A 12,717-nucleotide genomic window follows, 5' to 3' on the forward strand; every position below is an offset into this window, starting at 1 on the left:
GCCTCCTCGGCGCGCCGGGCCGGCCGCCGCGGCCCTGCCCGCGGGCAGCGCCGCGTCCGCCAGCCAGACCGCGGATCAGAACGGGGCCTTCTTGCCCTTGGCGCCCGCCTTGGCAGGAGCCGCCACCGGGTCGACCGTCAGGCCGGTCGCTGAGCCGGACCCGTCGGCCGGAACAGCCGGGTCAGCTGCCGGGGCGTCCAGCTTCGCTCCCACGCCCAGCTTCTCCTTGACCTTCTTCTCGATCTCGTTCGCCAGGTCCGGGTTGTCGCGCAGGAACGCCCGTGCGTTCTCCTTGCCCTGGCCGAGCTGGTCACCCTCGTAGGTGAACCACGAGCCGGACTTGCGCACGAAGCCGTGCTCCACGCCCATGTCGATGAGTCCACCCTCGCGGGAGATGCCCACCCCGTACAGGATGTCGAACTCCGCCTGCTTGAACGGCGGCGCCATCTTGTTCTTGACCACCTTGACGCGGGTCCGGTTGCCGACCGCGTCGGTGCCCTCCTTGAGGGTCTCGATGCGGCGGATGTCCATGCGCACCGAGGCGTAGAACTTCAGCGCCTTGCCACCCGTGGTCGTCTCCGGCGAGCCGAAGAAGACGCCGATCTTCTCGCGGAGCTGGTTGATGAAGATGGCCGTGGTGCCGGAGGCGCTCAGCGCTCCGGTGATCTTGCGCAGCGCCTGCGACATCAGCCGCGCCTGGAGGCCGACGTGGCTGTCGCCCATCTCGCCCTCGATCTCGGCCTTCGGCACGAGCGCCGCGACGGAGTCGATGACGATGATGTCCAGCGCCCCGGAACGGATCAGCATGTCCGTGATCTCCAGCGCCTGCTCACCGGTGTCCGGCTGCGAGACCAGCAGCGCGTCGGTGTCGACGCCGAGCTTCTTGGCGTACTCCGGGTCCAGCGCGTGCTCGGCGTCGACGAACGCCGCGATCCCGCCGGCCCGCTGGGCGCTGGCCACGGCGTGCAGCGCGACCGTCGTCTTGCCGGAGGACTCCGGACCGTAGATCTCGACGACGCGGCCACGCGGGAGGCCGCCGATGCCGAGGGCGATGTCGAGGGCGATCGAGCCGGTGGGGATGACCTCGACGGGCGCGCGCCCCTCGTCGCCGAGGCGCATGACCGAGCCCTTGCCGAAGCTGCGGTCGATCTGGGCGAGCGCGGCCTCGAGTGCCTTCTCGCGGTCTGCCGTTGCGGGCATGTCGGTCACCTTTGCGTTCTGGGCGCGGCGGCTGCGCGCCGGCGTTCGTGGCTGCGTGCTCATGTTGTTGCCGACCGTACGCGGCGCCACCGACACGGTCGGCGCGGCCCGTCGCGGATGTGGACGACGACGTTCGAGGACCTCCTGGGGGCAGACTCTACCCGAACACGTGTTCGACGACGTCCTCGGCGCCGGGCGTGTCGCGCCACGACTCCCCCGGCCGCAGGACCACCGCACGCACCTCCGGCGCCACCCGGCGCACCGCCGCGGCGAACGCCTCCCCCGCATGGTCCATCCACCCCCGCGGCAGGTGCTCCCCGCCCGGGACGTGCAGCGTGCCCCAGTGCACGGGGATCGCCACGCGGGGCCGTACCTGGGCGCACACCTCGGCAGCCCCCGACGGCCCCAGATGGCCGCCCGACAGCCGTGGTCCCCACCCGGAGACCGGCACCAGCGCGACGTCGACGCGGCCCCCGGCCAGCTCCCGCACCCTGCCGATCCCGGGGAAGTGCTCCGTGTCGCCGACGGCCCAGACCGTCGGCCCTCCCACGGCTCCCGCGGCTCCCACGGCTCCCACGCCTCCAGCGGCCCCCACGGCGCGCACCAGGTGCCCGGTGGCCGCGTTCGGGCGGTGCGGCATGGGTCGGTCGCCGTGCACCGCGGTGACGAGCCGGACGCTGGCGCCGCCCACGTCGTGCCACGCGCCGCCGTGCGCCACGCCCTCCTGCGCCGGCGCGTGCCCTCGGCCGCCACGGCCGAGCGGGCCGGCGGGCGGGTCGAGCCCGACGCCGCGCAGGCCCTTGGCACGCAACCACCAGGCGTTGGCCGGTGCGGTGAGCACGGGGACGTCACCGAGGAGCCGCAGCGAGCCCAGCTCGGCGTGGTCGTGGTGCAGGTGCGACAGGAGCGCCGCGTCGGCACCGCGCCACGCGTCCGCGGCCGGGCGCCCACCGCGGCGGCGCAGGACACCGGCGTGCCGCCGCAGCAGCGGGTCGGTCACCAGGCGCGTCGTGCGGCCGTCCGGGCCGGTCAGGTCCAGCACCACGGTCGAGTGGCCCAGCCACGTCACGCGCAGCGACGCGCCCGGCGCGCCGGCCCCCGCGCTCACGCGCCCTCCCGCAGGCCGAGGTCCGCGAGCCACGACACGAGCCGGTGGTGCACCGACTCGGCTCCCACGAGCATCCGGGTGCCGTCGACGTCCTCCCGTTCGTCGTCGGGCAGGGCGAGGTCGTCCGGGTACAGCAGGAGCGCCTCGTTCTGCGCCCCGCCGAGGCCGCCGTGCGAGCCCACCAGGCCTTCGAGCGCGTGCACCCTCCCCATCGGCTCCACCGCGGAGAGCACCACCAGGTCGCCCGCGTCCTCCAGGCCGGCGACGCGCGCCAGGTCCGCGCGCGCCCGCGAGCCGTACCCGGCCAGCGGGTCGCGCCCGGTCACCCGCCCCGAGCTCAGGTGGTGCGTCCCGCCCCGGCCGTGGGCGACGGGCCCGTCGTCGTCGTGCACGACCACGACGCCCACCGGCCCCAGGGCGAGCAGGCCCGGGACCAGCGCGGGCCAGCGGCGCGCCACCTCCCCCGCCCCGACGCGGTGGTCCTCGCGGCAGAACCAGACCATCCCGAGGTTCCCGGAGCCGATGGTCGCCACCTCGGGCCGCGCCGCGGGGTCACTGCTCCGAGGCACACCGCCGCGCGCGTCGTCGCGTGCGTCGCGGTCCGGTCCGACGAGGACCCTGCCGTCGCCCGACCGGCCCGTGCGCAGCGCGTGGAGGGCGGTGTTGGCGGGCCCCCAAGACTCGACGTCGGCGTGCCCGCCGTCCCCCGCCGGACCGTCCGGCACCACGTCCGGCACCACGTCCGGCACCACGTCCGGCACCGTCTCGCGCATCAGCCGGCGCACCTCGTCGCCGAAGGACCGCCCGAGCACCTGCTCGAAGGTCGCGCCGAGCGACTGGCCGTGGTCGGACACGACGACGACCCGGTACCGCCGCGGCGCCCCGCGCGCGATCTCCTCCCACAGCCCCACGACACGGTCGAGGCCCTCGAGGGCGCGCAACGCCTCGGGGCGCAGCGGCCCCGCGTGGTGCGCGATCTCGTCGTAGTCCACGAGGTCCACGCACACCACGGGCGCACCGCGCACGAGCTGCTCGGCCACCAGCGCCGTGTTCAGGTCGCGCAGGAGCACGTTGGTCACCGCGCGCAGCGCCGGGTACCAGCCGCGCCGGGCGACGCGCGGGCGGACCCCCCGCGCCACCTGCTGCCAGCCCTGGTACAGCTCCTTGAGCATCTCGCCGACCGTGCCGACGACGGCCCGCACCAGCACGAAAGGGCTGGCGAAGAACCGGACGAACAGCTGCCCGGGCCCGAGCCCTTCGGCGGCGTGGCTCATCACCAGCAGGCTCGTCGCCGCGTCGCCCGAGAACATGGTCGACACGGCCACCCCGCCGTCCGCCAGCAGCCCCCGGCCGTCGGACGCCGCCCGCTCGACCTCGGCGGCGTCCGCCGGGCGGTTGGTCACGACCATGCGGCCGAGCCGGCGCGACCACCAGCGGAACGCGGGCACCTGCTCGGACGTGCCGTGCAGCAGGCCGAGCGTGCTGGCCGGGGTGGTGCACGGCACCCGGGCCCACCACGACTCGAGCCGGTGCGTGCCCGACGCGAGCCACCGCTCGAGGGTGGGCGCCAGGCCGGCCTGCACCGCGTGGTCGAGCGTCGGGCGCGCGACGCCGTCGAGCAGCACGACGAGCACCCCCGGCGGGCGGTCGTCAGGTCCGCCCGCACGGGCGGCAGCGCCGCGCACCGCGGCGCGCGGGACGCCGGCGGCGCGCCGGGCCCGGCGCAGCAGGTCGCCCACGACGTACGCGTTGTCCCGCGACCCGAGCACCCAGTGCCCGCAGGCCATCACCACGCCCGCCACCACCAGGACCGCGAGGACTGCCGTCCACGAGCTGCTGGTGATGCCCGGCAGGAACGTCAGCGCCGCCCAGACCACGAGGACCTGCGCGCCCAGGCCGAGCACGAGCGCCCCGACCGCGCCTCCCGCGCGCGCGAGCCTCCGCAGGGGCGCGCGGAGCAGCACGTCACCGACCCCGACCACGCACGCGGCCAGGAGCACCGACCACGGCGTGGCGGCGTGCACGCCGTCGACCGCCGCGATCGCGATGCCGAGGCCCGCGGCGGTCGAGACCAGCGACCAGAGCGCGGCGCGGACGTCCGCCACCGTCACGAGCGGAGGGCGGGCGCGACGCATGCCGCCATGATGCCGCGCCGGCCGGACGACGGCGCGGGCGCGGGCCGGTCAGCGCGGAGGCGGCGCCTGGCGGCGGTCGTCACGGCCCCAGCGCTGCGGCTCGGGCACGTCGAGCGCGTCGCAGAGCGCGTGCCAGACGTCGCGGGGCTCGACGCCCGCCTCGAGAGCCTCGGCCGGGGTGCGACCGTCGAGACGGACCAGCACCTGCTCGCGCACGAGGGCACGCCCGTAGGCAGGTCCGAAGACCTCGTCGACCAGCTCGGCGAACTCGCGATAGCGCACGCCCCCCAGCCTCGCACGCGCCCGGGCGTGCTCGGTCCCGTCGCCACGTCCTGCAGGGTGTCGGTGCCCCCTGCCAGGATGGCGAGGTGGTCGTCCCCCCGCCCGCCGCGCCCGGCAGCCCCGACGACGTGCTCGCCCGGTTCGGACCCGCGACGCGCTCGTGGTTCTCGGGCGCGTTCGAGGCGCCCACGGCGGCGCAGGTCGGGGCATGGGACGCGATCAGCTCCGACCGGCACGCCCTCGTCGTCGCCCCGACCGGGTCCGGCAAGACGCTCGCCGCGTTCCTCTGGGCGATCGACCGGCTGACGACCGAGCCGCCGCCGGAGCGCGCACGGCGCTGCCGGGTCCTGTACGTGTCCCCCCTGAAGGCTCTCGCCGCCGACGTGCAGCGCAACCTGCGCTCCCCGCTCGCCGGCATCCGGCAGGCCGCCGCCCGCGACGGCCTGTCCGTCGAGGACGTGACCGTCGGCGCCCGCACCGGCGACACGCCCCCCTCGGAGCGCCGCGCCTTCGCCACCCGCCCGCCGGACGTGCTGGTCACCACCCCGGAGTCGCTCTTCCTGGTGCTCACCTCCCAGGCACGAGCAGGGCTGGCGGGCGTGCAGACCGTGATCCTGGACGAGATCCACGCCGTCGCGGGGACCAAGCGCGGCGCCCACCTCGCCCTGAGCCTGGAACGCCTCGACGAGCAGCTCGACCGCCCGGCGCAGCGGATCGGGCTGTCGGCGACGGTCCGCCCCGTCGAGACGGTCGGGGAGTTCCTCGCCGGGCACCGTGCGCCCGCCGACGGCGGCCGGGAGGTCGTGGTCGTGCAGCCCGCGGCCACGAAGAAGTGGGCCATCGAGGTCGTCGTGCCCGTGCCGGACCTGACCGACCTCGACGCGGCCCAGGGCGTGCCCGACCCGACGCCCGCGGGTCCCGCGGCAACCCCTGCCGACGGAGGTCTCGGCGACGAGGAGCTCGACCTCACCGGGGGCGCCACCTCCCCGCTGCGGCGCGCGTCCGTGTGGCCGCACGTCGAGGAGCGCGTGGTGGACCTCGTCGCGGAGCACCGCTCCACGCTGGTGTTCACCAACTCCCGCCGCGGAGCCGAGCGGCTCACCGCCCGGGTGAACGAGATCTGGGCGGAGCGCACCGGTGTCGAGCTGCCTGCCGCCGGCACGCAGTGGCCGGCGCAGACGCAGGGCCAGTCCGGCGCGTCCGTCGGCCTCCCGCCGACCGGAGACGGCGCTGCCGAGGTGCTCGCGCGCGCCCACCACGGGTCGATGAGCCGCGTCGAGCGGACCCGCACCGAGTCCGACCTCAAGGCAGGGCGCCTGCCCGCCGTGGTCGCCACGTCGTCGCTGGAGCTCGGCATCGACATGGGCGCGGTCGACCTCGTGGTGCAGGTCGGGGCGCCGCCCTCGGTCGCGAGCGGGCTGCAGCGCATCGGGCGGGCCGGGCACCAGGTGGGCGCCGTGTCGCACGGCGTGGTCTTCCCCACCTTCCGCGGCGACCTCGTCCCGGCCACGGTGGTCGCGCAGCGCATGCGTGCGGGCGAGATCGAGCACCTGCACGTGCCGGCCAACCCCCTGGACGTGCTCGCCCAGCAGGTGGTGGCCGCCCTCGCCACCGACGACTGGCAGGCGGAGGACCTGCTGGCCGCGTTCCGGCGCGCGCACCCGTTCCGCGCCCTGGGCGACGCGACCTGGCGGGCCGTGCTGGACATGCTCGCGGGCCGCTACCCGAGCGAGGACTTCGCGGAGCTGCGTGCGCGGATCGTGTGGGACCGCGCCACCGGGCGCCTCTCGGGCCGTCCCGGCGCCCTGCGGCTCGCCGCGACCAGCGGCGGCACCATCCCCGACCGCGGCCTGTACGGCGTCTACCTGGCCACCGAGCCACCCGCCGCCGGCTCGCCGGCCGACTCCGGAGGGGGCGGCGACCGCCCTCGCGGCGGCAAGCGGGTGGGCGAGCTGGACGAGGAGATGGTCTACGAGTCGCGCGTCGGCGACACGTTCACCCTCGGCTCCTCGACGTGGCGCATCGAGGAGATCACCCCGGACCGCGTGCTCGTCACCCCAGCGCCCGGGCTGCCGGGACGGCTGCCGTTCTGGAAGGGCGACTCGCCGGGCCGGCCCGCGGAGCTCGGGCGCGCAGTCGGCGCGTTCGTGCGAGAGACCGACGCGCTCCTGGCCGACGACGAGGAGCGCGGGCGCGCAGGGCTCCGGGACGCCGGCCTGGACACGTGGGCGGCCGACAACCTCGCGTCGTACCTGGGCGAGCAGCGCCGGGCCACCGGCCGCCTCCCGGACGACCGCACGGTGGTGGTGGAGCGGTTCCGCGACGAGCTGGGCGACTGGCGGGTGGTGATCCACTCCCCGTTCGGCGCGCCCGTGCACGCCCCGTGGGCGCTGGTGGTCGCGGCGCGGCTCCGGGCCCGGTACGGCACCGACGTCGCGGCGATGCACGCCGACGACGGCATCGTGCTGCGGCTGCCCGACGCGGGCGACGCGGGCTGGGACCTCGGCGGGCCGGGCTGGGACGCCGAGCCCGACGGGGCCGCGGCGCACGCGGGCACCGGCGACGGACCCGCCGTGACCGCCGAGGACCTCCTCGTCGACCCCGACGAGGTGCTCGGCGCGGTCCGCGACGAGCTGGGCGGCTCCGTGATGTTCGCCGCCCGCTTCCGGGAGGCTGCGGCGCGGGCGCTGCTCCTGCCGCGGCGCCGGCCCGACCGGCGCCAGCCGCTCTGGCAGCAGCGCCAGCGCGCGTCGCAGCTGCTGCAGGTGGCGTCCCAGTACCCGGACTTCCCGATCATGCTCGAGGCGGCCCGCGAGTGCCTGCGCGACGACTTCGACGTGGCGGCCCTGACGGAGCTCATGGGCGACCTCCAGGCGGGCCGGGTACGGCTGGTCGAGGTGACCACCGCGACGCCGTCGCCCTTCGCGCAGGCGCTCCTCTTCGGCTACACGGCCCAGTTCCTCTACGACGGCGACGCCCCCCTCGCGGAGCGGCGCGCGGCCGCGCTGTCCCTCGACCCGGACCTGCTCACCGAGCTCCTCGGCGAGCAGGGCGCCACCCCCCTCGCCGACCTCCTGGACCCCGGAGCCGTGGAGCGGACGGAGGCGGAGCTGCAGGCCCTGGCACCAGAGCGGCAGGCCCGGGACGCCGAGGGCCTGTGGGACGTGCTGCGCCGTTCCGGCCCGCACCCGCTCACCGCCCTCCAAGACCGCACGCGCGCGGACTCCCGCGACCTGGTCGACGGCTGGCTCGAGGAGCTGGAGCGGTCACGCCGCGTCATCCGCGTCCGGTTCGGCGGGAGCAGCGGCGGGGCGGAGCAGTGGGCGGTCGTGGAGGACGCCGGGCGGCTCCGCGACGCGCTCGGCGTGGCCCTGCCCGTGGGCGTCCCGGAGACGTTCACGGAGCTGGTGGCCGACCCGCTGGGCGACCTGGTGCGGCGCCATGCGCGCACGCACGGGCCGTTCCCCGCCGCGGACGTCGCACGCCGGTTCGGGCTCGGTATCGCGGTGGTCGGTCAGGTCCTTGCGCGTCTCGAGGCGCTGGGAACGGTGGTGCGCGGGGCGCTGCGTCCGTCGTCGCTGGGCGGCACGGGTGACGAGTGGTGCGACCCGGAGGTCCTGCGGACGCTGCGGCGGCGGTCGCTCGCCGCGCTGCGCGCCGAGGTGGAACCGGTCGAGCCGGAGGCCCTCGGCGTGTTCCTGCCGCGCTGGCACGGCATCGGCGTGCGGGTGGGCGGCGCCGGGTCCGGCGGCGGCGCGCTGCGCGGGGCCGACGGCGTGCTGCGCGCCGTGGAGCAGCTCTCCGGGGCGGCCGTCCCGGCCTCGGCGCTCGAGACGCTGGTGCTGCCCGCCCGCGTGGCGGACTACTCCCCCGCCGTCCTGGACGAGCTCACGACGGCGGGCGAGGTCCTCTGGTGCGGGCACGGGCGCCTCCCCGGCTCGGGCGGGGGCGACGGCATGGTGAGCCTGCACCTGGCCGACGGCGCCGCGCTCACCCTGCGCGACCCCGACCCGGTCGAGGAGGGCGGGCCGCTCGACACCGCCCTGCACCGAGCGGTCCTCGACCTCCTCACCGGCTCGGGCGGCTACTTCCTGCCGCGGCTCGCGGAGCTCGCCGACGCCAGCCAGACCGCGACCCTCGAGGCCCTGTGGGACCTGGTGTGGGCAGGCTGGGTCACGAACGACCGCCTCGGTCCGCTGCGGGAGTCGCTCGGCGGCTCCGCGCGCCGCGGCGGCGGCGCGCACCGGGCGCCCGCGGCCCCCGCCCGCGCGAGGCCGGTGCGACCCGCGCGCTTCGGGCTGGCCCGGCCGACCTCCGTGGCGGCCCTGCCCCGCGCGGGCGGCGGCCGATGGGCGGCGCTGCCCGCCGTGGAGCAGGACCCGACGGTCCGAGCCCACGCGCTCACGCAGGTGCTGCTGGAGCGGCACGGCGTCCTGACCCGCGCGGCGGCGCCCGCGGAGGGCGTGACGTCCCGGTTCCGGGACGTGTACCGGGTGCTGACGGGGCTCGAGGAACGCGGAGCCGCCCGACGGGGCTACTTCGTGGAGGGTCTCGGCGGTTCGCAGTTCGCGCTGCCGGGCGCGGTCGACCAGCTGCGCACGGACGCCGCCGACCGCGACCGCGCCCTCGACGCGCTCGTCGAGGGCGCCCGGGGCGGGCCCGGCGCGGCGGGCGAGGCCGTGCCCGGTGCCCTCCTCCTGGCCGCCACCGACCCGGCGAACCCGTACGGGGCCGCCGTGGCGTGGCCTCGTGCCGGGCGGTCCGCGGCCGTCGGCCCGGCCGCCACCAGAGGCGGTGCCGGCGCCGACGGGACGGCTGCCGGCAACGGCAACCAGGGCGACGGCGACGGCGTCGCCGCCCATCGCCCGGGCCGCAAGGCGGGTGCCGTGGTGGTGCTGGTCGACGGCGAGCTGGTGCTCTTCGTGGAGCGCGGCGGCCGCACGGTGCTGTCCTTCGGCCGTGGCGACGCGGGCGACGCCGCCCGGCTCGCCGCGGCGGGGCGGCTCCTCGCGATCGAGACCCGCGCCGGCCGCCTGGGACGCGTGACCGTGCAGCGCGTCGACGGCGTGCCCGCCCTCGCCGCCGCGCGGGACCGGACACCGGCCGCGGCGGCCCTGCTGGAGTCCGGCTTCGGCGTCACGCCGCGCGGGCTGCGCCCGGCCTAGGCTGCCCCCGTGCCCGAGGGAGACGTGCTCCGGCTGACCGCCGCCCGGCTCGGTACCGCGCTGCGGGGCTCACCGCTGGTCCGCGCGGACCTGCGCTGGCCGTCCGCAGCGGGGCTCGACCTCACGGGCGCCACGGTGCGGGAGTCGGTCGCGTACGGCAAGCACCTGCTGCTGCGCCTCGACGACGGACGCACGCTGCACACCCATCTGCGCATGGACGGCTACTGGCGGGTGGTCCGCACGGGCACCCGCGAGGCGTCCGGGCGCTCGCCCGCGGTCCGCGCGGTGCTCGCCACCGCGCAGTGGACGTGCCTGGGCATGCACCTCGGCATGCTCGACGTGCTGCGCACCCGTGACGAGCCCCGTCTGCTCGGCCACCTCGGGCCCGACGTCCTGGGCGACGACTTCCCGGACCGGCTCGACGAGGGAGCCAGGCGACTCGTCGTCGCCCCTGCACGCCCCGTGTGCGCCGCCCTGCTCGACCAGCGCACCGTGGCCGGGCTCGGCACGATCTGGACCGCCGAGTCGCTGTTCGCCACCCGCCGGTGGCCCTGGACCCCCGCGGGCGACCTCGACGACGACGACCGCCGGGCGCTGCTCCTCGTGGCTCGACGCCTGATGTCTCGCGCCGTCGCGGTGGGCCGCCGCGGCGGCCTCGGCGCCGTCGAGCTCGCGGTGCACGGGCGGCACCACGCGCCCTGCCGACGCTGCCGCACGCCCGTCGCGCTGGGGAGCACGGCCGGTCCCGGACTGCGCCCCGACGGCGGGGAGCGCGCCATCTACTGGTGTCCCTCCTGCCAGGCGGCCGGCTGACCGCCCCGGGAACGACAGGAGCCGGTCCCGCGAGGAAAGCTCGCGGGACCGGCTCCGTGTGGCGCGCTGTGTCAGCCAACCTGAGTCTCAGCCGACCGGGGTGAGGTCCCCTCGCATCGCCTGGTCGGCGTCGCGCGACTCGCCGCGGCTGAGCATGCCGGCGAAGACGTCCGCCGGGATCGTGTCGGGGATGTGCAGCCCCTCAGCCACCGCGATGCGGTCGCTCACCTCGCGCAGCACGAGGGACATCGGCACGTCGAGGGCGTCACAGATCGACGCCAGCAGCTCCGACGATGCTTCCTTCTGTCCGCGCTCCACCTCGCTCAGGTAGCCGAGCGAGACTCTCGCGGCGGACGACACCTCACGCAGGGTGCGCCCCTGGCGCTGCCGCGCATCGCGCAGCACGTCGCCGATCTCACGTCGCAGTACGACCATCTCGCGCCCCCTCTCCGTGGCCGATCGTCCCGGGTTCGGTCCGGTCGTGACCGGGTTCCTCGTCCGTCCTGTCGTTCCCCTGACACCAGGGGTGGCACTACCGTACCGCGCGCGCGGCCCGCCCGGCCTGGTGTGGCGCGGATCGAGACTGGTTCGTGCCCTGTCGGTCATCACGCCAGCACAACGCGCGCACCCGGGGCCTTGTTCCCGAGGGCACAGGCCCCGACAGGCTCGTCACGCGTCCTTCACAGGAGCGCCCGCGGGCGTTCCCGCTGGTGCGGCGCCCCAGGCGTCGAGCGTCAGGGCCAGCACGGCGCGGACCGCGGCAGACCGCACGGCGGGCCGGTCCCCCGGGAGGTCGAGCCGGCGCACCCGGTCGCCGGCGGGCGTGCTCACCGCGACGTACACCTCTCCCGGAGGGTGCCCGTCCTGCGGGTCCGGTCCGGCGACACCCGTGGTCGCGAGCCCGACGTCGGACCCCAGCACCCGGCGGGCTCCGGCCGCCATCTGGGCGGCGACGTCCGGGTCGACGGGGCCGCGGCGGGCCAGCAGCGCAGGGTCGACGCCCAGCACCGAGGCCTTCAGGTCGGTGGCGTAGGCGACGACGCCGCCCCGCACCACGGCCGAGGCGCCCGGGACGTCGACGAGAGCGGCCACGACGAGGCCGCCCGTGAGCGACTCCGCAGCCGCGACCGTCCAGCCGCGGGCCCGCGCGCCGTCGAGCACCGCCGGCGCGAGATCCCCCGCGGGCGTGGCGCCGACCCGGCCGGCGCTCATGCCGCCCGGCGCGGACCGGCCTGCCGTCGGCCCTCGCCGAGCAGCCGCAGCCCCTGCACGAAGTAGTCGACACCCGTCACGACGGTGACGACGATCGCCAGCCCGAGCACCACCCAGGCGACGACCAGCACCGCACCGGGCAGCGACGCCAGCGGCAGCAGGAACAGCGTGATCGCCACGGACTGCAGCACCGTCTTGAGCTTGCCGCCACGGGACGCCGGCATCACGGCGTAGCGCAGCACGACCATGCGCAGGACCGTGACCCCGAGCTCGCGCACGAGGATCACGGTGGGCACCCACCAGGGCAGCTCGCCCAGGGGCCAGCAGAGCAGGATCAGGGCGGTGCCGATGAGGGCCTTGTCGGCGATCGGGTCGAGCAGCTTGCCCAGGTCGGTCACGAGGTTGCGCGACCGGGCCAGATAGCCGTCCACCCGGTCGCTCGCCGCGGCCAGGACGAACACGCCGGTCGCGACGAGGCGCCACGTGACGGAGTCGCCGCCCTCCATGAGAAGGGTCCAGGCGAAGACGGGCACGAGCGCGATGCGCACGAGGGTCACCGCGTTGGCGACGTTCCAGGGCGAGGGCGCTTCGTTGACCACCGGAACACCCTATCGGCGCACCGGGCGTGCGGGCGCGTCTCGCCCGCCCGGGAAGGACCGGGTGAACTCGGCGGACGTCCTCGCGGGGTGAGCGCACGCGCCTCGGCGCCGGCAGTACCCTCCTGCCGTGCCCCACCACGCGTCCGACGACGGGCGCCGCACCCGCCGACGCCTCGTCGTCGCCGCCGGGTGCGGCGTGGTCC

The 12,717-nt window shown here is 76.7% G+C and carries 9 protein-coding genes; 2 read left to right on the plus strand and 7 right to left on the minus strand.

Features of this window, described 5'->3' with window-relative positions:
* Window positions 1-75 precede the first annotated feature (75 nt).
* The 4 genes from recA to ACFT55_RS06205 all read right to left on the minus strand — a co-directional run bounded on the left by recA (window position 76) and on the right by ACFT55_RS06205 (window position 4,725).
* Window positions 76-1,200 (minus strand): recombinase RecA, encoded by a 1,125-nt coding sequence (gene recA / locus ACFT55_RS06190; RefSeq protein ID WP_380242643.1) that lies wholly within the window; start codon window positions 1,198-1,200, stop codon window positions 76-78.
* 157 nt (window positions 1,201-1,357) lie between these two features.
* On the minus strand, window positions 1,358-2,308 hold the full coding sequence (locus tag ACFT55_RS06195; RefSeq protein WP_380242645.1) for an MBL fold metallo-hydrolase: 951 nt from the start codon (window positions 2,306-2,308) through the stop codon (window positions 1,358-1,360).
* On the minus strand, window positions 2,305-4,443 hold the full coding sequence (locus ACFT55_RS06200; protein ID WP_380242647.1) for an alkaline phosphatase family protein: 2,139 nt from the start codon (window positions 4,441-4,443) through the stop codon (window positions 2,305-2,307). The genes ACFT55_RS06195 and ACFT55_RS06200 overlap by 4 nt, the downstream gene beginning before the upstream one ends.
* Before the next feature lie 48 nt (window positions 4,444-4,491).
* On the minus strand, window positions 4,492-4,725 hold the full coding sequence (locus ACFT55_RS06205; RefSeq protein WP_380242650.1) for a DUF3046 domain-containing protein: 234 nt from the start codon (window positions 4,723-4,725) through the stop codon (window positions 4,492-4,494).
* 86 nt (window positions 4,726-4,811) lie between these two features.
* Between ACFT55_RS06205 and ACFT55_RS06210 the strand changes: the two genes are divergently transcribed.
* Both ACFT55_RS06210 and ACFT55_RS06215 read left to right on the plus strand, forming a co-directional pair.
* Window positions 4,812-9,890: a DEAD/DEAH box helicase gene (locus tag ACFT55_RS06210; protein WP_380242652.1), complete on the plus strand. Its 5,079-nt coding sequence runs from the start codon at window positions 4,812-4,814 to the stop codon at window positions 9,888-9,890.
* A 9-nt stretch (window positions 9,891-9,899) separates the two neighbouring features.
* Window positions 9,900-10,703, plus strand: a complete 804-nt coding sequence (locus ACFT55_RS06215) for a DNA-formamidopyrimidine glycosylase family protein (RefSeq protein ID WP_380242654.1) — start codon at window positions 9,900-9,902, stop codon at window positions 10,701-10,703.
* A gap of 87 nt (window positions 10,704-10,790) precedes the next feature.
* Here ACFT55_RS06215 and ACFT55_RS06220 read toward each other — a convergent pair whose 3' ends face one another.
* The 3 genes from ACFT55_RS06220 to pgsA form a co-directional block, all read right to left on the minus strand.
* Entirely contained in the window at window positions 10,791-11,138 is a 348-nt protein-coding gene (locus tag ACFT55_RS06220; RefSeq protein ID WP_380242657.1) for a helix-turn-helix domain-containing protein, read from the minus strand.
* Between the two features lie 234 nt (window positions 11,139-11,372).
* The gene (locus tag ACFT55_RS06225; protein WP_380242659.1) at window positions 11,373-11,915 is read right to left on the minus strand and encodes a CinA family protein; all 543 of its coding nucleotides are present in this window, start codon (window positions 11,913-11,915) and stop codon (window positions 11,373-11,375) included.
* Window positions 11,912-12,514, minus strand: coding sequence for a CDP-diacylglycerol--glycerol-3-phosphate 3-phosphatidyltransferase (pgsA, locus tag ACFT55_RS06230; RefSeq protein ID WP_380242661.1), 603 nt, complete (start codon window positions 12,512-12,514; stop codon window positions 11,912-11,914). Before pgsA ends, ACFT55_RS06225 begins: the two co-directional genes overlap by 4 nt.
* Between the last annotated feature and the right edge of the window lie 203 nt (window positions 12,515-12,717).

Source organism: Isoptericola sp. NPDC057191 (genome assembly GCF_042670225.1).
GTDB lineage: Bacteria > Actinomycetota > Actinomycetes > Actinomycetales > Cellulomonadaceae > Isoptericola.

Excerpts from the sequence above, each read along its gene's own strand:
- ACFT55_RS06200 (WP_380242647.1), bottom strand. The coding sequence starts at position 4,443 with ATGCGTCGCGCCCGCCCTCCGCTCGTGACGGTGGCGGACGTCCGCGCC.
- ACFT55_RS06220 (WP_380242657.1), bottom strand. The coding sequence starts at position 11,138 with ATGGTCGTACTGCGACGTGAGATCGGCGACGTGCTGCGCGATGCGCGG.
- ACFT55_RS06225 (WP_380242659.1), bottom strand. The coding sequence starts at position 11,915 with ATGAGCGCCGGCCGGGTCGGCGCCACGCCCGCGGGGGATCTCGCGCCG.
- recA (WP_380242643.1), bottom strand. The coding sequence starts at position 1,200 with ATGCCCGCAACGGCAGACCGCGAGAAGGCACTCGAGGCCGCGCTCGCC.